General features: G+C 70.5%; 18 protein-coding genes and 1 pseudogene. 10 read left to right on the top strand and 9 right to left on the bottom strand.

What is annotated here, in order from left to right; genetic code table 11:
- Position 1: 1 nt before the first annotated feature.
- The 5 genes from F0L46_RS18735 to F0L46_RS18715 are packed head-to-tail and all read right to left on the bottom strand — an operon-like array spanning position 2 to position 5073.
- Positions 2-1324 (bottom strand): amidohydrolase family protein, encoded by a 1323-nt coding sequence (locus tag F0L46_RS18735; RefSeq protein WP_188312039.1) that lies wholly within the window; start codon positions 1322-1324, stop codon positions 2-4.
- On the bottom strand, positions 1324-2388 hold the full coding sequence (locus tag F0L46_RS18730; protein WP_149820374.1) for an ABC transporter ATP-binding protein: 1065 nt from the start codon (positions 2386-2388) through the stop codon (positions 1324-1326). The genes F0L46_RS18735 and F0L46_RS18730 overlap by 1 nt, the downstream gene beginning before the upstream one ends.
- Positions 2389-2394: 6 nt before the next feature.
- A complete protein-coding gene (locus F0L46_RS18725) occupies positions 2395-3183 on the bottom strand; it encodes an ABC transporter permease (protein WP_149820371.1) in 789 nt (262 codons plus the stop codon).
- A complete protein-coding gene (locus tag F0L46_RS18720; protein WP_149820369.1) occupies positions 3180-4007 on the bottom strand; it encodes an ABC transporter permease in 828 nt (275 codons plus the stop codon). Before F0L46_RS18720 ends, F0L46_RS18725 begins: the two co-directional genes overlap by 4 nt.
- Before the next feature lie 28 nt (positions 4008-4035).
- Positions 4036-5073: an ABC transporter substrate-binding protein gene (locus tag F0L46_RS18715; protein WP_438646695.1), complete on the bottom strand. Its 1038-nt coding sequence runs from the start codon at positions 5071-5073 to the stop codon at positions 4036-4038.
- A gap of 202 nt (positions 5074-5275) precedes the next feature.
- On the opposite strand from F0L46_RS18715, the gene F0L46_RS18710 reads away from it, so the two are divergent.
- The 3 genes from F0L46_RS18710 (at position 5276) to F0L46_RS18700 (ending at position 8696) form a co-directional block, all read left to right on the top strand.
- The gene (locus F0L46_RS18710; protein ID WP_149820363.1) at positions 5276-5932 is read left to right on the top strand and encodes an SOS response-associated peptidase; all 657 of its coding nucleotides are present in this window, start codon (positions 5276-5278) and stop codon (positions 5930-5932) included.
- A gap of 22 nt (positions 5933-5954) precedes the next feature.
- Positions 5955-6653: an HAD family hydrolase gene (locus F0L46_RS18705; RefSeq protein ID WP_149820362.1), complete on the top strand. Its 699-nt coding sequence runs from the start codon at positions 5955-5957 to the stop codon at positions 6651-6653.
- Between the two features lie 336 nt (positions 6654-6989).
- Complete coding sequence (locus F0L46_RS18700) at positions 6990-8696, top strand: IlvD/Edd family dehydratase (RefSeq protein ID WP_149820361.1); 1707 nt, start codon at positions 6990-6992, stop codon at positions 8694-8696.
- 30 nt (positions 8697-8726) lie between these two features.
- Here F0L46_RS18700 and selD read toward each other — a convergent pair whose 3' ends face one another.
- Complete coding sequence (gene selD / locus F0L46_RS18695; RefSeq protein WP_149820360.1) at positions 8727-10886, bottom strand: selenide, water dikinase SelD; 2160 nt, start codon at positions 10884-10886, stop codon at positions 8727-8729.
- A 308-nt stretch (positions 10887-11194) separates the two neighbouring features.
- Between selD and F0L46_RS18690 the strand changes: the two genes are divergently transcribed.
- From F0L46_RS18690 to F0L46_RS18665, 6 genes are all read left to right on the top strand, one after another.
- The gene (locus tag F0L46_RS18690) at positions 11195-12124 is read left to right on the top strand and encodes a LysR family transcriptional regulator (protein ID WP_149820358.1); all 930 of its coding nucleotides are present in this window, start codon (positions 11195-11197) and stop codon (positions 12122-12124) included.
- A gap of 77 nt (positions 12125-12201) precedes the next feature.
- The gene (locus tag F0L46_RS18685; RefSeq protein WP_149820356.1) at positions 12202-13014 is read left to right on the top strand and encodes a putative hydro-lyase; all 813 of its coding nucleotides are present in this window, start codon (positions 12202-12204) and stop codon (positions 13012-13014) included.
- Between the two features lie 59 nt (positions 13015-13073).
- Entirely contained in the window at positions 13074-14126 is a 1053-nt protein-coding gene (locus F0L46_RS18680) for a TRAP transporter substrate-binding protein (protein WP_149820354.1), read from the top strand.
- A 139-nt stretch (positions 14127-14265) separates the two neighbouring features.
- Positions 14266-14880: a TRAP transporter small permease subunit gene (locus tag F0L46_RS18675; protein ID WP_149820353.1), complete on the top strand. Its 615-nt coding sequence runs from the start codon at positions 14266-14268 to the stop codon at positions 14878-14880.
- 3 nt (positions 14881-14883) lie between these two features.
- Positions 14884-16170 (top strand): TRAP transporter large permease, encoded by a 1287-nt coding sequence (locus tag F0L46_RS18670; RefSeq protein ID WP_149820351.1) that lies wholly within the window; start codon positions 14884-14886, stop codon positions 16168-16170.
- Between the two features lie 2 nt (positions 16171-16172).
- Complete coding sequence (locus F0L46_RS18665) at positions 16173-16853, top strand: DUF2848 domain-containing protein (protein ID WP_149820348.1); 681 nt, start codon at positions 16173-16175, stop codon at positions 16851-16853.
- 96 nt (positions 16854-16949) lie between these two features.
- Here the strand turns inward: F0L46_RS18665 and F0L46_RS18660 are convergent, their stop codons facing one another.
- From F0L46_RS18660 to F0L46_RS18650, 3 genes are all read right to left on the bottom strand, one after another.
- Positions 16950-19241, bottom strand: coding sequence for a xanthine dehydrogenase family protein molybdopterin-binding subunit (locus F0L46_RS18660; protein WP_149820346.1), 2292 nt, complete (start codon positions 19239-19241; stop codon positions 16950-16952).
- The gene (locus tag F0L46_RS18655; protein WP_149820344.1) at positions 19238-19696 is read right to left on the bottom strand and encodes a (2Fe-2S)-binding protein; all 459 of its coding nucleotides are present in this window, start codon (positions 19694-19696) and stop codon (positions 19238-19240) included. The genes F0L46_RS18660 and F0L46_RS18655 overlap by 4 nt, the downstream gene beginning before the upstream one ends.
- Before the next feature lie 153 nt (positions 19697-19849).
- Positions 19850-20254: a hypothetical protein gene (locus tag F0L46_RS18650; protein WP_149820341.1), complete on the bottom strand. Its 405-nt coding sequence runs from the start codon at positions 20252-20254 to the stop codon at positions 19850-19852.
- A 165-nt stretch (positions 20255-20419) separates the two neighbouring features.
- On the opposite strand from F0L46_RS18650, the pseudogene F0L46_RS18645 reads away from it, so the two are divergent.
- Positions 20420-21289 (top strand): annotated as a pseudogene (locus F0L46_RS18645) (NAD(P)-dependent oxidoreductase); the annotation flags it as partial.
- Positions 21290-21464: the final 175 nt, after the last annotated feature.

The following is a 21464-nucleotide window of genomic DNA, read 5'->3' as shown; positions in this document are numbered from 1 at the left end:
CCTAGCCCGCCCCGTCGATGCGAGCCATCTCGGCCTTGAAGGTGGCCGCGATCTGCCCGGCGTCGCGCAGGACGCGCTTTCGCTCCAAGGTTTGAACCTGACGCTCGCGCATGATCCAGCGCCCGTCCACCATCACGTCCCGCACGTCCGAGGGCATCGCGGCAAAGATCAGCGTCGCATAGACGTCGTAGATCGGCTGCGTCCGCGGCGCGCTCAGATCGATCCGGATCAGGTCCGCCTTCTTGCCGGGCACCAGCGAGCCGATGCGGTGGTCGAGGCCCAGCACGCGCGCGCCCTCGAGGGTCGCCATGCGGATGACCTCGCGGGCCGGCATGGGTTTCCGGCTGTGGCCGAGCAGCTTCTGGAACATCGAGACCGGACCGAACTGCGAGAACAGATCGAGCGTGTTGCCGCTCATCGGGCCGTCCGTCCCGATGCCGACCGGTATGCCCGCCGCCCGCATCGCCTCCACGGGCGCGATGCCGCGCCCCGCCTTCGCGTTGGAGCGCGCATTGTGGGCGACGCGCACGTCGGCGCGCGCCATCCGCTCGATCTCCCCGTCGTCGACGTAAAGGCAGTGAGCCGCGATCAGGCCGGGCCGCAGCAGGCCGGCTTTCTCGACGACGGCGACGGGCCGCAATCCATGGTGCTTGCGGCACCATTCCATCTCGCTATCCATCTCGGCCAGGTGGATCTGCACGGGCACGCCCGGGTTCGCATCGGCCCAGCGGGCGACCCGCGCCATCACCGGAACGTCGGTCGAGTACGGGGCGTGAGGGGCGATCGAGGCGAGGATGCGCGGGTGTCCGGCGAAAGCCGCGGCAAGGTCGTCCACGAGCCGGAACCCGTCGTCGACGGTCTTGTGATCGGGCGGGTCGAAGTCGGCGATGGTCTGCCCGACGACGCCGCGAAGGCCCGCCTCGTCAAGGGCGCGGCCGACCTCGGCCTCGAAATAGTACATGTCGGCGATCGTCGTGACGCCGCCCTCGATGGACTCGTAGGCCCCCAGCAGCGTCCCGACCCGCACCATCTCCGGCGTGACGAACTTGCGCTCCATGGGCAGCACGTAACGAAACAGCCGATCGTCGACGTCCTCGCCGAGCCCGCGGAACAGGGTCATGGGCAGGTGGGCATGCGGGTTGACGAGGCCCGGCATGACTACGTCGCCGCCCGCGTCGATCATCTCGGCGCCGTCGGGACATGGGGCCGGCCCGGTCCCCACGGCAGCGATCGCGTCGCCCTCGACATGGACCCAGCCGTCTTCGCGAACGCTCATGACGTCGTCGATCGGGAGGAGGCAGGCGTTGTGGATGACGACGGCCATCACGGCGTCCTTTCGGGGCTCAGAACGCAGCACTGATCCGGCACCGGCACGAGCCACGCCTGCGTTCCCGGATCGAGCGGTTGCGAGAGCGGTCCGTTGGCCACGAGGGGCCCGGCCGGCGTGTCGCACCGGTACTGGTAGGCGCGGCCCAGATAGGTGCGGATCCCGATCGTCGCGGGTATCCCCGTGGCTGCGACGGGCGTGGCAAGGAGCCCTTCGGGACGTGCCCCGAGCAGGAAGCGGTCCGGCACCGGGCCCATCGCTTCCTCCGTCAACGCAAGCGCTATCCCGGCGACCTCGGCCTGGATGCTCGCCCCCTCCCGCGCCGTGACCCGCATGGGGACGATGTTCTCGAAACCGACGAAACGGGCGACGAAGACGTTCGCCGGGCGGCGGTACAGCGTCTCCGGACGGTCGAACTGCATCACTCGGCCGGCATGCATGATGGCGACGCGGTCCGAGATGGAGAAGGCCTCCTCCTGGTCGTGGGTGACATAGACGGACGTGGTGCCGTTCGACCTCTGCAGCTGGCGGATCTCGACCCTCATGTCGACGCGAAGCTTCGCGTCGAGGTTCGACAGCGGCTCGTCGAACATGAGCAAGGGGGGCTCGATCACGAGGGCGCGCGCAAGCGCGACGCGCTGCCTTTGCCCCCCCGACAGCGCCGCCGGCAGACGGTCGGCGTACTCGCCGAGGCCGACGCGGTCGAGCATCGCGCGCACCCGCCTCTCGCGTTCGGCGGTCGGAACCCCGCGCTGCTTCAGCCCGAAACCGACATTGCCGCGCACGGACAGGTGGGGAAAGAGCGCGTAGTTCTGGAACACGAGACCGATGTTGCGGCGATAGGCCGGCAGCCGCGTGAGATCGCGCCCGCCGAGGCGGATGGCGCCGGAGGTCGGCGCAAGGAAGCCCGCGATCAGGCGCAACGTCGTCGTCTTGCCGCAGCCGCTCGCGCCGAGCAGGGACACGAGCTCGCCCGCGCCGACCGCCAAGGACAGGTCTTCGAGAACCTTCGTCGTGCCGTAGCGAGCGGTGACGGACTGGAGATCGAGGGGTTGGGTCAAGGCGGGCTACTTCGCGAGGAACGTGAGGCCGAGCGTACGCTCGACGATCGCCATGAAGCCGACGGTGAGCACCATCAGCAGCACGGAGACCGACGCGACCGTCGGATCGAAGAACTGCTCCACATGGGCGAGGATCTGGATCGGGAGCGTGCTGATGCCGGGACCGGTCAGGAAGAGCGAGACGGACACGTCGTTGAGCGACGTGATGAAGGCCAGGATGAAGGCGGCGATCACCCCTGCCCGCACGTTCGGCAGGACGATCGTGAAGAACGTTTTCATCGGCGGGGAGCCGAGGCTGACGGCCGCCTCCTCGATCGAGAAGTCGAACGAGGACAGGCTCGCGCCGATCACGCGCACGACGTAGGGCAGCACCAGAACCGTGTGCCCGGCCAGCAGGGCGACGAAGATCGGCGCGCCCGCCCCGGCCGCGACGGACTTCAATAGGGCGAAGCCGAAGACGATCTCGGGGACGATGATCGGCAGCACGAACAGCGTGCCCAGCCAGGGCGGCAGTTGAACCCGGTAGCGGCTGAGCGCGTAGGCGGCCGGGACGCCGATGACGAGCGCCAGCATCGTCGCGAGGAACGCGACCTGGAAGCTCGTGACGATGGTGCGGCGGAAGGCGCTGATCTCGAAGATGTTCTCGAACCAGCGCAAGGAGAGGCCCTGGGGCGGAAACGTGAGATAAGTCGTATCGCTCAGGGACGCTCCCAGAATGATGACCAGCGGTCCCACGAGGAAGAGGTAGACGAGGACGGCGACCGCGACGACCGCGGGATTGAGCCGGGGCGTCACGAGGCCGCCACCGGGTTGAGGCGGCGTGCCGTGCGGCTCATCACGAGCACGACCGAGATCGTGATGGCCACCATGATGGCGGCGATCGTCGAGGCGCCGACCCAATCGAACGAGACCATGGCCCGCTGCTGGAGGAGTGTCGCGAGCACGGTCTGCCGCTCGCCGCCGAGAAGCTGGGGCGTGGCATAGGCGGTGAAGCTTCCGGTGAACACGAGCACCGCGCCGACGATCAGGCCCGGCACGGCCATCGGCATCAGCACCTGCCAGAACGTCGCCGTCGGGGTCGCGCCGAGCGAGGCCGATGCCTGAAGGAGGTCTTCCGGGATGTTCTCGAGAACGCCGACCAAGGTGAGGATCATCAGGGGCACGAACAGGTAGACCATGCCCACGATGACCGCGCCTTGCGTGTAGAGCAACGCGAACGGCTCGTCCGTGACGCCGGCCGCGACGAGGGCGCCGTTCAGGATCCCGTTCCGGCCGAGGATCACGAGCCAGGCGAAGGCCCGCACGACGACGCCGGTCAGGAGAGGAAACACCGCCGCGACGATCAGGAGGCTTCTGAGGCGTCGCGGCGCACGGGACACGGCGTAGGCCGCGACGAACCCGAAGACCAGCGAGATCACCGTGGTGATCGCCGAGATCTGCAATGTGCGGACCAGGACCGTCGTGCGAAAGCCGCTGTTGAAGAACGCCGCGTAGGGCGCCCAGGGTCCGCGCGGGTCGGTGAGGGTCGCTGCCAGGACGACGGCGACCGGCACCACGAGGATGCCGATCACCGCGAGTGTGGCCGGCGCAGAGAGCAGCCATCCAGCGAAGCGTCGCAAAGCGCCGATCTCCTTCGAGGCGCCGAGGTCAGCGACCGAAGACCTCGCTCCATTCGTCCAGCCAGTCGGCCTTGGCGGCATTGAGCTTCTCGTAGTCGACGCGCTTGAGGGAGGAGACCATCGCGGCGCCGTAGGTCCAGCGGGACGCCTCCTCCGGCGAGAGCTGAACCGCTGTGGCGACCGGCGCGTCGACGCCGTTCTTGGCGAGGCTCTCCTGGATCTTGGGATCCAGGATGAAGTTGATGAATTGGTGCGCCAAATCGGGGTTGGCGGCGCCCTTGGCGACGTTGACGGTGTTGAGCGTCGCGAAGTCGCCATCCGAGAGCTGCGCCCACCGCGCGGTGGGCACCGCGGCCTGGATCTGGGCGAGGGTGAAGTCCTGTGCGATCGCGGCCTTCACCTCACCGGTCGAGAACAGGTTCACGAGTTCCGAGCCCGTGTTGTAGTTCTTGACGACATTGGGCTTGAGCTTCGCGAGCGTGGCGAAGGTGGCCTTCGGGTTCGCGTAAGGATCGACGCCCGCGACGGAGCCCGCGATCAGCACGGTCATCGGCCCGGCGGTCGTGGTGATTCCCGGCAGGGACAGGCTGCGGCGCATGTCGTCCCGCCAGAGATCCTTCCAGGAGGTGGGGGGCTGCTGCACCTTGGCGCTGTCGTAGATGATGCCGACGCGGCCGATCGTGTAGGCAGGCCCGAAGGCGCCCTGCGGGGCGCGTGCCATGTCATAGATGCCTTCGAGGTTCGGGATCTTGGCGCGATCGACCGGCCGGAACACCCCGTCCTTGACCCCGATCTGCGAGAAGCTGTCGGTCAGGTAGATCAAGTCGACGCCGGCGCCTGCGCGGATCTTGAGCTTGTTCAGCCGGTCTGCGTTGTTGCCGGTCTCGAACACGAGCTCGCATCCGCATTGTGCCCGGAACGGCTTCAGGACGATCTGCTCGAGCTTGTCGCCGTTAAAGCCCCACCAGGAGATCGTCAGGGTCTTGGTCTGCGCGACGGCGGGCGCCGCCGTCAGGCCCGCCAGAACGAGGAGCGGCAGCGCGCCGACGAAGCTTCGAAGCATGATGGGCTCCTCGGGGGCGCGACGATCGAGACGTCGACGGGGCTTTTCAGGACCATAGCGGCTGCGCAATTCCTGCAAAAGTGGAAAAGCCGGGCTCTCCAGCCTCCCTGATCACGACCGACTCGACGCCACGCCGCCCAGCAGCGCCGCATCGACCGCGAACGCATGCCTTGAGTTCCGGCCTGCATCGCGGCAGCCTGCGGGCATGTGCAATCTCTACTCCATCACCAAGGGCCAGGACGCGATCCGGCAACTCTTCGCGGTCACCCGCGACGAGGCGGGCAACCTGCCCTCCATGCCCGCCGTCTTTCCGAACACGAGCGCACCGGTCATCCACGTCCGGGACGGCCAGCGCACCCTGTCGACGATGCGATGGGGTCTGCCCTCCCCCGCCTTCGCCCTGCAGGGCAAGAAGGTCGACCCGGGCGTCACGAACGTGCGGAACACGGGTTCGCCCCACTGGCGGCGCTGGCTGTCGCCGGCGCATCGCTGCCTCGTTCCGTTCACGTCGTTCTCCGAGAACGAGACGGCAGCGGACGGCACTCATCCGCCGGTCTGGTTCGCCCTCGACCCGGAGCGGCCTCTCGCGTGCTTCGCCGGCATCACGGTGGCGGGATGGAAGAGCGTCCGGCGGCTCAAGGACGGCGAGACCACGGACGATCTCTACGCCTTCCTGACATCCGAGCCGAACGCGGAGGTCGGGGCCGTGCACCCGAAGGCGATGCCGGTGATCCTCACGACCGAGGAGGAGCGGGACGCCTGGCTTCGCGCGCCATGGAGCGAAGCGTCGGCCTTGCAGCGCCCGCTTCCCGGCGGCGCCCTGATCGTCGTCGCTCGGGGCGAGCGCCGGGACGACGGCTGACGGATCGGGAGGGATGGCGAGCATGCTGCCGCGAGTGATCGCCTTCGACGGGGACGACACGCTCTGGCACAACGAGACCCTGTTCTCGATGACCCAGGAGCGCTTTCGCGCCATTCTGCGGTCCCACCTGGACCTCGACCCCGCGGACCTGGATGCCCGCCTCCTCGAGACGGAGCGGCGCAACCTGCGAGCCTATGGCTACGGCATCAAGGGATTCGTGCTCTCGATGGTCGAGACCGCCATCGAGTTGACGGACGGGCGCATTCCCGCCGCCGACATCGCGGCGATCCTGCGTTTCGGGCGCGCCATGCTGGATCACCCGGTCGAGCTGATCGAGGGCGTGGGCGAGGTTCTAGACCGCCTGCGGGGGCGAGACCATGAACTCTGGCTCGTCACGAAGGGCGACCTCTTCGACCAGGAGAGCAAGATCGCACGGTCGGGGCTGGAGGCGTTCTTCGACCGGATCGAGATCGTCTCCGAGAAGGACCAGCGAACGTATCGGCGCCTGCTCGACCGCCACGGCATCGCTCCTGACGAGTTCGCGATGGTGGGCAACTCGGTGCGCTCCGACATTCTGCCCGTCGTCGCGCTCGGGGCCCGCGCCTTCCATGTGCCCTACGCCGTGACGTGGGCGCACGAGCACGTCGAGGGTGATCTGCCGGACGGCGCGCTCGCCTTGAAGGGCATCGCAGACCTGCTCCATCTGCGCCCGGCCGGCTAGGACAGCCCGAAGGCAACACGGCGAGACTAGCCTGGGACACGAGCCCGAAACCGTGCAGGCGTATTGAGGCGGCGTCCGCCTGGTGGGCAAAGTCGAACTCGCCAGCCATGTCGCCGAGATCGACCCGAGGGCCGGATACCCGGTGGCTCCCGGTGCTCCGCGGCGGCTTACGGGCGTTCGACGCCCAGAGCTGCCCTTCGGAGCCCGGCACCGAAGCCGGACCTGGTTCGCCTGGGGCGTCGTCCCGGTCCGCGAGCGCCACGCGGACGACCAGACACCGGCCGCGTCGCGGCCGACCGCTTTTGACAACCCCGCCGCCCGCGCCATGATGGCGCGATGACAACCGACCCGCCCAAGCCCCCGACGGGCCTGCGCCGCAACCTCGCGAGCTACGGCGATCCGGGGTTCTCGCTCTTCCTGCGCATGGCCTTCATCAAGGCGGCGGGCTTCTCCGACGACGCGCTGGATCGCCCCATCGTCGGCATCACCGACACGTTCAGCGACTACAATCCCTGCCACGGCAACGTGCCGGCCCTGATCGAGGCGGTGAAGCGAGGCGTGATGCTGGCGGGCGGGCTGCCCATGGCCTTCCCGACGATCTCGATCCACGAGTCGTTCTCGAACCCCACCTCCATGTTCCTGCGCAACCTCATGGCCATGGATACGGAGGAGATGATCCGCGCCCAGCCCATGGACGCGGTGGTGTTGATCGGCGGCTGCGACAAGACGGTGCCGGCCCAGCTCATGGCGGCGGCGAGCGCCGACGTGCCCGCGATCCAGCTCATCACCGGGCCAATGCTGGTGGGATATCACCGGGGCGAGATGCTCGGCGCCTGCACGGACTGCCGCCGCCTATGGGGGCAGCACCGGGCCGGCGCCATTGACGAGGACGAGATCGAGGTGGTGAGCGGGCGCCTCGCGCCCACAATCGGCACCTGCATGGTCATGGGCACCGCGAGCACCATGGCCTGCCTTGCCGAGGCGCTCGGCATGGCCCTGCCTGGCACAGGCAGCATCCCGGCGACGCACGCGGACCCGATCCGGGCCGCCGAGGCGAGCGGGCGGCGCGCCGTGGCCCTCGCCGCCGGGGGGCCGCGGCCGAGCGATCTCCTCACGAAGGCGGCCTTCCACAACGCGCAGGTCGTTCTCCAGGCCATCGGCGGATCGACGAACGGGCTCGTCCACCTCGCGGCGATCGCCCGCCGCCGGGGCCTGCGGATCGACCTCGACGCCTTCGACAGGATCGGCCGGGAGGTGCCGGTGCTCCTCGACCTGAAGCCCACGGGCGCGAACTACATGGAGCATTTCCACTGGGCGGGCGGCATGCCGCGCCTTCTCGGCGAGTTGCGCGACCACCTCGTCCTCGACGCGCCCACGGTCGCCGGGCCCACCATCGGCGAGATCGCGACGGGCGCGGGCGATTTCCCGGAGGGCGGCGTCATCCGCACGCGGGACAAGCCCCTCAGGCAGGGCGGCGGCATGGCGGTGCTGCGGGGCAATCTCGCGCCGCACGGCGCGGTGATCAAGCATGCGGCCGCCTCCCCGGCGCTCCTGACCCATGCCGGCCCGGCGCTCGTGTTCGACTCCGTGGAGGACCTCGTGACCCGGATCGACGACCCGGACCTTCCCGTGACGGCCGACAGCGTGCTGGTGCTGCGCAACGCGGGGCCGAAGGGCGCGCCCGGCATGCCCGAGGCGGGCTACCTGCCGATCCCGAAAAGGCTCGCCCGGGCGGGCGTGACCGACATGGTCCGGATCTCGGACGCCCGCATGAGCGGCACCGCGTTCGGCACGATCGTCCTCCATGTTGCGCCCGAGAGCGCCGTCGGCGGCCCGCTCGGGCTCGTGCGCGACGGCGACACGATCCGCCTCGACGTTCCTGGACGCCGGATCGAGCTCTTGGTCGACGAGGACGAACTGGAGCGGCGACGGGCGGAGTGGCGGCCGCCGCACCACCTCGGCGAGCCGTCCAGAGGTTATCGCGGCCTGTACCTGCGTTCCGTTCTCCAGGCCGACGAGGGATGCGACTTCGACTTCTGCTGAGGCAAGGCTTCCGCCCCGCGCCCTCGAACATCACCCCTTCGCGAGCCGCAGGCCCGGCTCGGCCTCCACGCGGCCGACGATCGCGGCTGCGACCCCGGACTTCGCAAGCGCCGCCAGGCAGGCCTGGGCTCGCTCCTCCGGTACCCCCGCGAGGAGCCCGCCCGCGGTCTGCGGGTCGAAGAGGAGGGCGACGCGCGGGTCGGCCGAGGCGGCGCCGACGAGGGGCACGTGGGCGTTCGCCTCGTGAAGGGTGCTGACGATGCCGGCGGCGAGCATGTCGAGGGCGCCCGGCAGGGCCGGGACGGCGTCGAGGTCGAGGCGCGCGCCCGTGCCGGAGGCCCGCAGCATCTCGTCGAGATGGCCCGCGAGCCCGAAGCCGGTTACGTCGGTGCAGGCCCGTGCCCCATGGGCGGCGAGAACCGCCACGGCGGGCTGGGCGCGCGCCAGCATGGCAGCGAGCGCGGCCTCGATGGCCTCGGCCGGCGCCTCGCCCCGCATCGCGCCCGCAAGGATCGCCCCGGTCCCGAGCGGCTTCGTGAGAATCAGGCGGTCGCCGGGGCGAAGCCCGCCCTTGCGCAGGAGCGCTGCCTCGTCCCCCTCCCCCGTGATCGCGAAACCGAGCGACGGCTCGGCGGCCTCGGCGCTGTGCCCGCCGACGAGCCGGGCTCCCGCAGCCTCCAGCTCGGCGAGGCCGCCCGCGAGCATCTGGACCAAGTCCTCCTCCAGCAGGGCCGGCGCCATCGGCGGCAGGCCCACGACGGCGAGCGCCGTCACGGGACGCCCGTTCATCGCCACGATGTCGCCGAGCGCATGGAGCGCCGCGATACGACCGAACAGGTGGGGATCGGACACGAAGGGCCGGAAGGCGTCGACGGTTTGGAGAAGGACGCCGTTTTCCGGCGGTCGCACGATGGCGGCGTCGTCGGGGGCATCGAGACCCGCGACCACGGGCCCGCCAGCCTTCGGCGCCAGGCGGGCGAGCGCGGCGCGCAGAACCGACGCCGGCAGCTTCGCCCCGCAGCCGCCGCAGCGCATCGAAGGCGGCTGCGGGGCGGCCGTCGCCTTCATGGGGCGCAGGCGCTGGTACCCCTCGATCCAGCGGCGGTCGATCGCCTCCTTGATGCGCCAGACGATCCGTCCCTCGACGGCGAGAGGTCCACGTGCCGCAACCGCCCTCCCCTCCCCCGTGCCGATCAGCGCCAGCGCCGTGCGCTGCGGCGTGAAGGGCCGCAGGCGCTCGCCGCGCAGCGCCCGGCGCAGGTTTTCGGCGAGCGGCGGGCCCTGGCGAACCGCGTAGACGCCGGCCTTCGGTCGCGGATGGGAGAGAACGGCCGCCATGTCGCCCACGGCGAAAACCTCGCCGTGGCTCGTCGAGCGCAGGCTCGGCTCGACGGCGACGAAGCCTCGCTCGTCCAGGGCGAGCCCCGTCCGGGCAAGCCAGGCCGGGGCGCCGGCCCACGTGACCCATAGGACGTGGTCGCAGGAAATCTCGCGCCCGTCGCGGCATGCGACGCGGTCCGCGTCGACGCGCACCACCTCGGCATCCTCGAGAACAGCGACCCGGTGCCGGTCGAGGGCCTCGCGGAGAAGGCGGCGGGCGCGGGCGTTGGTGGACCGCAGGAGCGGGCCGCGGGTGAGGAGCGTGAGCGACGACGTCGCGCCGGGCCGGGCGCGCCCGAGGCGCTCGGCGAGCGACAGCACCGTCTCGACCCCGCCCGCGCCCCCGCCCACGACGGCCAGCCGCAGCGGCCCGTCGCCCGCCAGGATGCCGTCGAGGCGGTCGAGAAAGGGGGCGACGGGCTTGACGGGGATCGCATGGGCCGCCGCGCCCGGCACGTCAAGAGTGGGAGTCGAGCCCGTGTCGAGGGAGATCACGTCGTAGCGCACGGGCGGCCGGTCGCGCAGGACGAGGCGGCGCGCCTGCGGATCGAGGCCGATCGCCTCCGCCCGGAGGAACCGGGCGCCGCACGCCGCCGCGAGCCGGTGGAGGTCGATCTGCGCCTCGGCGGGCGCGTAATGGCCCGCGATCAGTCCCGGCAGCATGCCCGAATAGGGGGTGAGCGGGTCCCGGCTCACCAGGGTGACCTGCACGCCGGGCTCCGGTCGCGCCCGCAGGCTGCGCAGGACATGCACATGGGCATGGCCGCCGCCCACGAGGACGAGGTCTTTGGCTGGGAAAGCGGGCTGCATCGGGGGCAGAGTAGTGCGGCCCGTGCGCGGCGGCCATCCCCTCCCCCGCGGCGAGACGTCCGGCCGCGGCCGTGACCGCGCCATCCAGGGCGGCCGATCGCGGGTCGTCGCGGGCTGCCGGTGCGTCTGCGATCGCGGATCCAAAGCGCGTCGGGCGCATGGTCGCCACGCCCGATCCCAGCAAAAGGGCGAGCGAGGTCACGCTCGATCGTGAGGCCCGGAAAAGCCGCCCCATGCGTGACGAAGGTCATCGACAAGACGGCCCGGGTTGCCGATAGCTCGTGGGCTTTTCCCGCGGGAGCCTGGGCATGCTGGAGCTGAAGGAGATCGAGACGTTCCTCTGGGTGGCGCGTCTCGGCGGCTTTCGCGCGGCGGCTCACAAGCTCAACACGACGCAGCCCTCGATCTCGAACCGGATCGCGGCGATCGAGGCGACGCTCGGCGTCCAGCTGTTCGATCGGGGGCCGCAGGGCACGGCCCTGACGGCGCGAGGCCGCGAGCTGATCGGCTATGCCGAGCGGATGCTGGCGCTGCGGGCGGAGATCATGCGGGCCGTCGGGTCGCCGGATGCCCTGCGCGGCGTGGTGCGCCTCGGGGTGTCGGAGACCATCGTCCACACCTGGCTGTCGCGCCTCGTGGAGCGCCTGCACGGGCTCCATCCCAACGTCACGCTCGAGATCGACGTCGATACGACCCCGAACCTGCGCGAGGGGCTGCTCACCCAGAGCCTGGACGTCGCGCTTCTGCTCGGGCCCCTCGCCGAGCCGCGCACCAAGAGCCTCTCGCTCTCGACCTATCCCTTGAGCGTGGTGGCGCGCGCCGATTCCGCGCTGGCCCGGGGCGCCCGGCCCGTCGGCGTCGAGGCGCTGAGGGCGCAACCCGTCATCACCTATCCCCGGAACACCCGGCCCTATGCCGACCTGCGCGACCTGCTGAGCGTGCCGGGCGAGCCGGCGCCCCGCATCTACGCCAACGCCTCCCTCTCGACGATCGTGCGCATGGCCCTCGACGGCATCGGCGTCGCGGTCATCCCGGCGGTCCTCGTCGAGCGCGAGGTGGAGGCGGGCGATCTCGTCGTCGTCCCGTGCGCCCTGCCCCTCGCGCCTCTCACCTTCACGGCGACTTGGCTCGTCGACGCGCATGATCATTCGGCCCTTGCCGTGATCGCGGTCGCGCGAGCAGTGGCTCGTGAGCAGCCGTTCGCTGCGGAAGCGATAAGCCACAATGATCACATCTGATCGAAACAAATGATTAGACACTTATCGCCCCCCCTGGTTTCGTAGAGGCAAGTCGCCTTCAGCCGAAACGGACCAGCATGTCGGACCAGCGCCAGGATCTGCTCCCCAGGGATCGCCTCGACGGGGCGTCGGTGCGCCGGCTCGCCCGCGAGGGGCGGCTGGTGGGTCAGACCTCCGGGCTCGCCCCGGGCTACGTCCAGGGCAATCTCGTCATCCTTCCCGCCGACGTGGCGGCCGACTTCCTGCGCTTCTGCCAGCGCAACCCCAAGCCCTGCCCCGTCATCGGCATCTCCGAGCCGGGCAGCCCGCACATCCCCTCTCTCGGCGCCGACCTCGATCTGCGCACCGACGTTCCGCTCTACCGGGTGTGGCGCGACGGGGTGCTCGCCGAGGAGCCCACCGACTTGGAGGCGCTGTGGCGCCCCGACCTCGTCGCCTTCGTGCTCGGCTGCTCGTTCTCGTTCGAGGAGGCGCTGATCGCGGACGGCCTGGAGGTGCGCAACGTGTCATGCGGCGTGAACGTGCCGATGTTCCGCACCTCGATCCCGTGCGCGCCCGCCGGCCCCTTCGCCGGGCCTCTCGTCGTGACGATGCGTCCTTTCAAGGCGGCGGACGCGGTCCGCGCCGTGCAGATCACCTCGCGCTTTCCCGCGGTCCACGGCGCCCCGGTCCACCTGGGCCGGCCCGACCTCATCGGCATCCGCGATCTCGCCCGGCCCGATTACGGCGATCCCGTGCCGGTCGCCGACGACGAGATCCCCGTCTTCTGGGCCTGCGGGGTCACGCCCCAGGCCGTAATGGAGGCGGCGCGGCTCGCCTTCGCCATCACCCACGCGCCCGGCGCCATGCTGGTGACGGACGTCAGGAACAGCCGCTTGGCCGCCCTGTGAGGGCAGCCCTCCTGCGGCCGGCGCGGGCCGGCCGCCACTATCGCGATGAGGGGAACACCATGAAAAAACGCGTTCTTGCCGGACTTCTCGGGGCGCTCGCCCTCTCGGCCGGGGTCGTCCAGGCCCAGGAGCTGCCCAAGACCAACCTCAAGGTGGTGGGGGCGTGGGGCAACCTCTCGCAATACAAGAACTTCGAGCAGCCGTTCTGGTCGAAGGAGATCACGGACAAATCGAAGGGCGCGATCACGGCCGAGATCACCCCGTTCAACGAGATGGGCCTGAAGGGCGCCGAGATTTTCCGCCTGATGCGCCTCGGCGTCATCGATTTCGGCTCGACGGTGCTGGGCTACGTCGCGGGCGACGACGCGCGCAACGAGGCGATCGACCTCGCGGGCCTCGCCCCCGACGTCGCCACGGCGCGCAAGATCTCGGACGCCTACAAGCCGGCCTACGACAAGTTCTACGGCGAGAAGTTCGGCGTGAAGGTGCTCGGCATCTGGCCCTATCCGGCCCAGGTCGTCTTCTGCAACGGCGAGATCAAGGGCCTCGCCGACCTCAAGGGCAAGAAGGTCCGCACCGGCAACCGCACGCTCGCGGAGTTCGTCGAGGCGCTCGGGGGCACGGGCGTGACGCTCGCCTTCAACGAGGTGGTGCCTGCCCTCCAGAACAAGGTCGTGGACTGCGCCATCACCGGAACGCTCTCGGGCAATGCCGCGAAGTGGCACGAGGTCTCGACCCACATCTACGAGCTCCCCGTCGGCTGGAGCCAGGTGATGTTCGGCGTCAACCAGCGCCGCTGGCAGAGCCTCGATCCGAAGGTGCGCGCGTTCCTGGAAAAGGAGATCGCCGGCCTGGAGGACCGCATCTGGACGGCGGCGGCCGAGGAGACGCAGCAGGGCTTCGACTGCAACGTCGGCAAGGACACCTGCACGATGGGCACGAAGGCGAAGATGACCCTTGTCCCCGTCTCGGGCGGCGACCGGGAGCTTCTCAAGAAGGTGCTCTCCGAGACCGTGGTGCCGAAATGGGCGGCGCGCTGCCCCGGCGACTGCATGCCCGTCTGGAACGACACCGTCGGCAAGGCGATCGGAATCGAGGCGAAGGCGCGCTGATCGCTCCCGCCGTCACCTCGACGGTCCCGCCCCGGTCCTTGTTCCCGGGGCGGGACGCACCTCCCTCCCGCGGGGCCGGGCTCACCCTCGACCCTACGGGGAGCGAGCGCATCGCGTCCGCAACTCACGAGGCCCTCCCATGTCCGCGTTCCTCGACCGCTGGCTCGCCCTCGCCGACCGCCTGAGCGTCTACGCCGTGCGCATCGCCGGCCTCATGATCCTCGCCTCGGCGATGCTGATCAGCTACGACGTGCTCGTCCGCAAGTTCCTGCTCATCACCGTCGGCGGCGCCGACGAGCTCGCGGGCTACGCCTTCGCCGTTGGCACGAGCTGGGCTTTCGCCTTCACGCTCCTGCGTCGGGCCAACGTGCGGGTGGACGCGCTCTATTCCCGCCTGCCCAGCCGCGCCTGCGCGTTCCTCGACCTGCTCGGCCTCGTCTGCCTGCTCGTCTTCGTGGGCTATCTCGCCTGGCGCGCCGCCCTCGTCCTGCAGGATTCGATCCTGTTCTCGACCCGTGCCACGACGCCCCTCGCCACGCCGCTCTGGATCCCGCAATCGCTTTGGGTGGCGGGCTTCTCGCTCTTCCTGTTCGCCATCGTACCCCTGATCTTCATCGTGGCTCAGGCCCTCGTCACAGGCGACGACGCAAGGGTGTCGCGCCTTGCCGGCGCGCGCACGAACGAGGAGGACGCCGCGGAGGAGAAGGAACAGGCCGCCCGCCTCACCACTCTCAAGACGATCAGGGAGCGCTGAGCCATGCTGGGCACCACCCTTCTCCTCCTCCTGGGGCTGCTGGCCCTCTCGCTTCCCGTCGCGGCCGCGCTCGGCGTGCTCGGGTTGCTGCTGGAGCAGCTCTACAGCTCGATGCCGCTGTCTCTCGCCATGGGCGAGGTGGCCTGGTCGGCGAGCCGCGACTTCCTGCTCGTGTCGATCCCGATGTTCGTCCTTCTCGGCGAGATCCTGCTGCGCTCCGGCGTGGCGGAGCGGATGTATGGCGCGATGGTGAAGTGGCTGTCCTGGCTGCCGGGCGGGCTCATGCATTCCAATATCGGCGCCTGCGCGGTCTTCGCCGCGACCTCGGGTTCGTCGGTCGCCACCGCCGCAACGGTCGGCACGGTGGCGCTCCCCCTCGTGAAGCGCCACGGCTACAACGAGCGCCTGTTCCTGGGCACGCTGGCGGCCGGCGGGACCCTCGGCATCCTCATCCCGCCCTCGATCAACATCATCATCTACGCGGTGCTCACCGACACCTCGATCCCGAAGCTCTATCTCGCGGCGATCATCCCGGGCCTCACGCTCGCGGGCCTGTTCATGGCTCTCGTCGTCGTGGCCTGCCTCGTCCGGCCGGCGTGGGGCGGGACGCCTTTGCGCACGAGCTGGGGCGAGCGCATCGCCTCGCTCCCCGACCTCCTGCCGCCGCTCGGGATCTTCCTCGTCGTGGTGGGCTCGATCTATGCGGGGCTCGCCACGCCCACCGAGGCCGCCTCGCTCGGCGTCCTCGCCGCGCTGATCCTCGCCGCGTGTTTTCGCCGCCTCACGCTCAAAATGATGATCGAGGCCTTCGAGAACACCATGCGGACCACGGCGATGATCATGCTGATCATCGTGGCGGCCTATTTCCTGAATTTCGTCATCACGGCGATCGGCCTCACGGGCATGATCACGAACGCGGTGTCGGGGCTCGGGCTCTCGCCCTATGCCATGCTCGTCGTCGTCGTGGTGTTCTACCTCGTGCTGGGCTGCTTCATGGAGACCCTCTCCATGATGATCACCACGATCCCGATCATCGCCCCCGTCATGGTGGCGCTGGGCTTCGATCCGATCTGGCTCGGCGTGATCATCGTGATCCTGATCGAGGCCGCGCTCATCACGCCGCCTGTGGGGCTCAATCTCTACGTGGTGCAGTCCCTGCGCGCGGGCGGACGGCTCGACGACGTGATCGTCGGCGCGCTGCCCTTCGTGCTCTCCATGCTGGTGATGATCCTGCTCCTGGCGCTCTTCCCCGGCCTGGCGCTCTGGCTTCCATCCTTGTTCAGGACCTGACCATGCTCACCTTCGATTGCCTGAGCTTGGGCGGCGGCGAGACCCGCAGCGCCCTGATGCACGACCTCGTCATCGCCGGCTGGGCCGGGCGCGACGAGGCGGGGATCCGCCACCACATCGAGGAGCTTGCCGCCATCGGCGTGCCGCCTCCGTCCTCCGTGCCGGTGTTCTATCGCGTCGCCGCGGCGAACCTCACGCAAGCGGACGCCCTCGTGGTGCTGGGGCCCGATTCGTCGGGGGAGGTCGAGCCGGTGATCGTCTCGCTAGACGACGGCCTGTGGCTGGGGCTCGGCTCCGACCACACCGACCGGAAGGCCGAGACCGTGGGCATCGCCCTGTCGAAGCAGCTCTGCGGCAAGCCCGTCGGCCGCATGCTGTGGCGGCTCGACGAGGTCGAGGATCACTGGGACAGCCTCGTCATGCGGGCCCATGCCGTGATCGGCGGCGAGCGGGTCGTCTACCAGGAAGGCCCGCTCTCGGCCCTGCGAACGCCCGCCGACCTCCTGGCGCGCCGCCCCGGCGGCCCGGCGCTGCCCCCGGGCTGGGCGATGTTCGGTGGCACGCTCGGCGCGATCGGCGGCATCCGCCCGGCCACACGCTTCGAGATGGAGCTCGACGATCCGGTGCTCGGGCGCGTCATGCGCCACGCTTACAGCATCGTCGAGCTGCCCGTGGTGGCATGATCGCGCCCGCTCGCTCCGAGTCCGGACGGTGAAGTGAGCGCCGGGGCCCGTGCGCATCGCGCCAGGTCCCGGCATGGAAGACCGCCGCCCGGCGCCTCAGGCGACGAACTGGTCGCGGATCGGCAGCGTGCGGATGCGCTTGCCCGTCGCCGCGAACAGGGCGTTGGCGAGGGCCGGGGCCACGGGGGGCACGCCGGGTTCCCCGACGCCGCCCAGCGGCTGCCCGTAATCGCCCGCCCCCACGAGATGGACGCGGATGTCGCGCGGGGCCGAGTCGATGCGCGTCAGTTCGTAGGTGTCGAAGTTGTTCTGCTGCGCCCGCCCGTCCTTGAACGTGATCTCGGCGGAGGTGGCGAGCCCCGCGCCCATGATCACCGCGCCCTCCATCTGCGAGCGGATCCGGTCCGGGTTCACGTGCGGCCCGCAGTCGATGGCGATGTCCACCCGCGGGATGATCAGGCGCGGGCCGTCGACCTGGACCTCGGCCGCCACCGCTACGTAGCTCACGAAGCTGTAATGGCCCGCGATGCCGAGACCGCTGCCCTTCGGCATGGTCCGGCCCCAGCCGATCCCGTCCGCCGCCGCCTCGACCACCCGCCGCAGCCGGCCTGTGTCGATGGGATAGAGCTGCGGATCCTCGCCGTGGTTCCAGGCGTCGCCGATATCCGTGGGACTCAAGATCCGCGCCGGACCGATGAGCTCCAGGAGGTAGTCCTTCGGGTCGCGGCCCGCCGCATGGGCGAGTTCGGCCACGAAGGACTGGATCGCGAAGGCGTGCGGCACGTTCGAGACCGAGCGGAACCAGCCGATGCGGACATGGGCCTGCGCCTCCGGGTTCTCGATGCGCAGGTTCGGGATCGCGAAGGGCGTGTTGACGAGGCCCATGCCGAGCTCGAAGGGCAGCTCCTGCTTGGGGTCCTCCGCGAAGATCGAGCCGATCGTGGGCGCCGCGCTGCGGTGCAGCCACGCCACGGGCTTCCCGGCGGCGTCGAGCCCCGCTTCCAGGCGCTCCACGGAGACGGTGTGGTAGTAGCCGTGATGCAGGTCGTCCTCGCGGGTCCAGGTGACCTTGACCGGCGCGCCGTCCATGGCCTGGCTGACGAGGCCCGCCTCCAGGACGAAGTCGGGCTTGGATTTCCGCCCGAAGCCGCCGCCGAGCAGCGTCACGTGCACCGTGACGTCAGCCTCCGGGATCTTCAGCCGCTCGGCGAGCCGCGTGCGCGTCGCCTGCGGGGCCTGCACGCAGGCCCAGGCCTCGCACTTGCCTCCGCGGATCTGGACCAGGGCCGCGGGCGGCTCCAGCGGCGACTGGGCGAGGTGCGGGATGTAGTACTCCGCCTCGACGCGCCGGGCCGCCTTGGGCATAGCCTCGTCGATATCGCCCTGGGTGCGCACCACCTTGGCGGGCCGGCGCGCGCCTGCCTCGAGCTCGGCGCGGTAGGCGTCGGACGAGTAGCCGGCATGGGGGCCGTCGTCCCACTCGATCTTGAGCGCCTCCCGGCCCTTCATCGCGGCCCAGGTGTTGCGGGCCACTACCGCGACCCCGCCGAGCGGCTGGAACTCCGAGGGGATCGGGGGCGGGTCGATGCGCACGGTGCGGATCACGCCCGGGACCTTGAGCGCCTCGCTGTCGTCGACGCTGCGCACCTTGCCGCCGAACACGGGCGGGCGCGCCACGACGGCGTAGAGCATGCCCTCGGCGCGGGCGTCGATGCCGTAGACGGCGCGGCCGGTGGTGATGTCGCGGTTGTCGACGAGGCCGATCGTGTCGCGGCCGATATAGCGGAAGGTCTTCGGGTCCTTGAGCCGCAGGGTCTCGCGGGCAGGAACCGGCAGGGCGGCGGCCGCGGCGGCGAGCTCGCCGAAGGCGATCGTGCGGCCCGAAGGCACGTGGCGCACGAGGTGGTTCTCCGCCCGTACCTCGGCCGCGGGCACGCCCCAGGACGCGGCCGCGGCCTGCTCCAGCATGACCCTCGCGCCCGCGCCCGCCCGGCGCAGGGGCCGGAAGAAGTGGCGCAGGCTGCGCGAGCCGTCCGTGTCCTGGTTGCCGTAGCGCGCCTCGTCGGCGTCGGCCTGGACGACGCGCACCCGCGCGAGATCGGCCTCGAGCTCGTCGGCGACCACCATGGCCACCGAGGTGCGCACCCCCTGCCCCATCTCCTGGCGGTGGCAGGTGACCGTCACGGCGCCGTCGGGAGCGATGGCGACGAACAGGCGCGGATCGTCCCGCCAGCCGTTCGGCATCCCGTCGGCGCCGAACTTGTTCTCCTGCGCCTCCGCAGGCATGGGCAGGCCCACGGCGATGACGAGGGATCCGGCCGCCAGCCCCTGGAGCAGGGCGCGGCGGCTGACATTCGCGAGGGGCATCGGATCGACGGGGCGGTTCATAGCCGGGCTCCCTTGGCGGCCTGCTTGATGGCGGCGCGGATGCGCGGATAGGTGCCGCACCGGCACAGGTTCCCGCTCATCGCGTTGTCGATGTCGGCGTCGGAGGGGTTCGGGGTCTCGCGCAGGAGCGAGGCGGCCTGCATGATCTGCCCCGTCTGGCAGTAGCCGCATTGCGCGACGTTGAGATCGCGCCAGGCCGCCTGAAGCGGGTGATTGCCGTCGGGGGACAGGCCCTCGATAGTGGTGACCGCCGTTCCGGCGGTGGCCGAGAGCGGGGTCTGGCAGGCCCGCACGGCGGTCCCGTCGAGATGGACCGTGCAGGCGCCGCAGGCCGCGACGCCGCAGCCGAACTTCGTGCCCGTCAGGCCCAGCTCGTCGCGCAGATACCAGAGGAGCGGCATGTCCTCGTCGCCGTCGAACGTGCGCTCGACGCCGTTCACCGTCAGCTTCACCATGGCTCATTACCCTTGTGCGAGCGGGCCGGCGCCCCTCGGCGTCGGGCCTGCGATCTGCGTCACGCCACAACGACACGGCCGGCTCGGGCCGGGTCGCAACATTGCGCCTCTTCTTTCCGTTCGGGAAGGTCCGGTCTTGCGGGAAACGATCCGCTACCGCGACGCCTCGAGCTCGCGCCGGACCCGCTCGACGGCGCTCATGCAGCCGGCCGCGTCGCCGTCGCGGTCGAGGGCCTGCGCCTCGTTGAAGGCGGTGCGGGCCTTCATCGCCCGGTCGCCGCCCTCCAGGGGCCGTGCCGCCGCGGTGGCGTTCACGTCGTGCTCGGGCAGGGACTGGACGGGGGGCGTGGGCTTCTGCCCGCGCTCGGCCTGCATGGCCTGGCTCTCGCGGGAGGCGGCGACGCCCTGGCCGCCCGACGACAGGGAGACGCTGCGGGACGCGGCGGCGTCGACCTGCGGCTCCAGGGTGCGCAGCTGGTCGCCGCAGGGCGAGGCCCAGGCCGGCGCGGCGCAGAGAAGGCCGAGGACGGCGGCGACGGGAAAGGCGCGGCTCGACATGCGATCCTCCTGGGCTGGACCCCACGTCAAGCCAGCCGCGCGAGATCCGGTTCCCGCACGCGCGCCGCCATTCGTGCCAGGAGCATTTTCTTCGCCCGGACCGGATCCAACGCGCCGGAAATGCTCTAGAACGTCACCCCATCACTCCACGGGTTTGGGAATCGGACGATGGCGAAGGTCGCGTTTCTGGGTCTGGGCGTCATGGGCTACCCCATGGCGCGGCACCTCAAGGCCAAGGGCCACGAGGTCACCGTCTACAACCGCACGGCCGCGAAGGCTGAAGCGTGGGTGGCCGAGAACGGCGGACGCATGGCGGCGACGCCGAAGGAGACCGCGCGCGATCAGGAGATCGTGTTCGCCTGCGTGGGCAACGACGCGGACCTGCGCGAGGTCACGATGGGCCCGGACGGCGCCTTCCACGGCATGAGCCGCGACGCGGTCTTCGTCGATCACACCACGGCGTCGGCCGAGATCGCCCGCGAGCTGCACGAGCTCGCCGCGCGCGGCGGCTTCGCCTTCATCGACGCCCCCGTCTCGGGCGGCCAGGCCGGCGCCGAGAACGGCGTGCTGACGGTGATGTGCGGCGGCGACCCGGAGCCCTACGCCCGCGCCGAGCCGGTGATCATGTCCTTCGCCCGCGCCTGCCGCCTGCTCGGCCCCGCCGGCGCCGGCCAGCTCACCAAGATGGTCAACCAGATCTGCATCGCCGGGCTCGTCCAGGGGCTCGCCGAGGGCATCCATTTCGGCAAGCGCGCGGGCCTCGACATGGAGGCCGTCCTCGACGTGATCTCGAAGGGCGCCGCCGGCTCCTGGCAGATGGAGAACCGGGGCAAGACCATGAACCAGGGCCAGTTCGAGTTCGGCTTCGCGGTGGACTGGATGCGCAAGGACCTCGGCATCGTGCTCGCCGAAGCCCGCCGCAACGGCGCCCAGGTCCCCGTCACCGCCCTCGTCGACCAGTTCTACGCCGAGGTCCAGAAGATGGGCGGCCGCCGCTGGGACACCTCGAGCCTCATCGCCCGACTGGAGGAGTGAGCGCGGTACCTCCTCTCTCCTATTGGGAGAGGGGCCGGGGGTGAGGGGTTGGACGCTGATCCAGGGATCTCCCGCCCCGCTGCTCCCACCCTCACCCTCGTCCTGAGGCGCCCCGCGACGCGGGGCCTCGAAGGGCGCTTCAGTGGTCTCCGGACCGCTGTGGCAGGGGTCCTGC

Source organism: Salinarimonas soli (assembly GCF_008386575.1).
In the GTDB taxonomy this organism is placed as follows: domain Bacteria; phylum Pseudomonadota; class Alphaproteobacteria; order Rhizobiales; family Beijerinckiaceae; genus Salinarimonas_A; species Salinarimonas_A soli.
This window is presented reverse-complemented; position numbering and strand designations above follow the sequence as displayed.

Bases quoted from the DNA above. Each gene is read 5' to 3' on its own strand.
- F0L46_RS18735 (WP_188312039.1), bottom strand. From the start codon at position 1,324: ATGGCCGTCGTCATCCACAACGCCTGCCTCCTCCCGATCGACGACGTC.
- F0L46_RS18710 (WP_149820363.1), top strand. From the start codon at position 5,276: ATGTGCAATCTCTACTCCATCACCAAGGGCCAGGACGCGATCCGGCAA.
- F0L46_RS18705 (WP_149820362.1), top strand. From the start codon at position 5,955: ATGCTGCCGCGAGTGATCGCCTTCGACGGGGACGACACGCTCTGGCAC.
- F0L46_RS18700 (WP_149820361.1), top strand. From the start codon at position 6,990: ATGACAACCGACCCGCCCAAGCCCCCGACGGGCCTGCGCCGCAACCTC.
- selD (WP_149820360.1), bottom strand. From the start codon at position 10,886: ATGCAGCCCGCTTTCCCAGCCAAAGACCTCGTCCTCGTGGGCGGCGGC.
- F0L46_RS18690 (WP_149820358.1), top strand. From the start codon at position 11,195: ATGCTGGAGCTGAAGGAGATCGAGACGTTCCTCTGGGTGGCGCGTCTC.
- F0L46_RS18685 (WP_149820356.1), top strand. From the start codon at position 12,202: ATGTCGGACCAGCGCCAGGATCTGCTCCCCAGGGATCGCCTCGACGGG.
- F0L46_RS18680 (WP_149820354.1), top strand. From the start codon at position 13,074: ATGAAAAAACGCGTTCTTGCCGGACTTCTCGGGGCGCTCGCCCTCTCG.
- F0L46_RS18675 (WP_149820353.1), top strand. From the start codon at position 14,266: ATGTCCGCGTTCCTCGACCGCTGGCTCGCCCTCGCCGACCGCCTGAGC.
- F0L46_RS18670 (WP_149820351.1), top strand. From the start codon at position 14,884: ATGCTGGGCACCACCCTTCTCCTCCTCCTGGGGCTGCTGGCCCTCTCG.
- F0L46_RS18665 (WP_149820348.1), top strand. From the start codon at position 16,173: ATGCTCACCTTCGATTGCCTGAGCTTGGGCGGCGGCGAGACCCGCAGC.
- F0L46_RS18660 (WP_149820346.1), bottom strand. From the start codon at position 19,241: ATGAACCGCCCCGTCGATCCGATGCCCCTCGCGAATGTCAGCCGCCGC.
- F0L46_RS18655 (WP_149820344.1), bottom strand. From the start codon at position 19,696: ATGGTGAAGCTGACGGTGAACGGCGTCGAGCGCACGTTCGACGGCGAC.
- F0L46_RS18650 (WP_149820341.1), bottom strand. From the start codon at position 20,254: ATGTCGAGCCGCGCCTTTCCCGTCGCCGCCGTCCTCGGCCTTCTCTGC.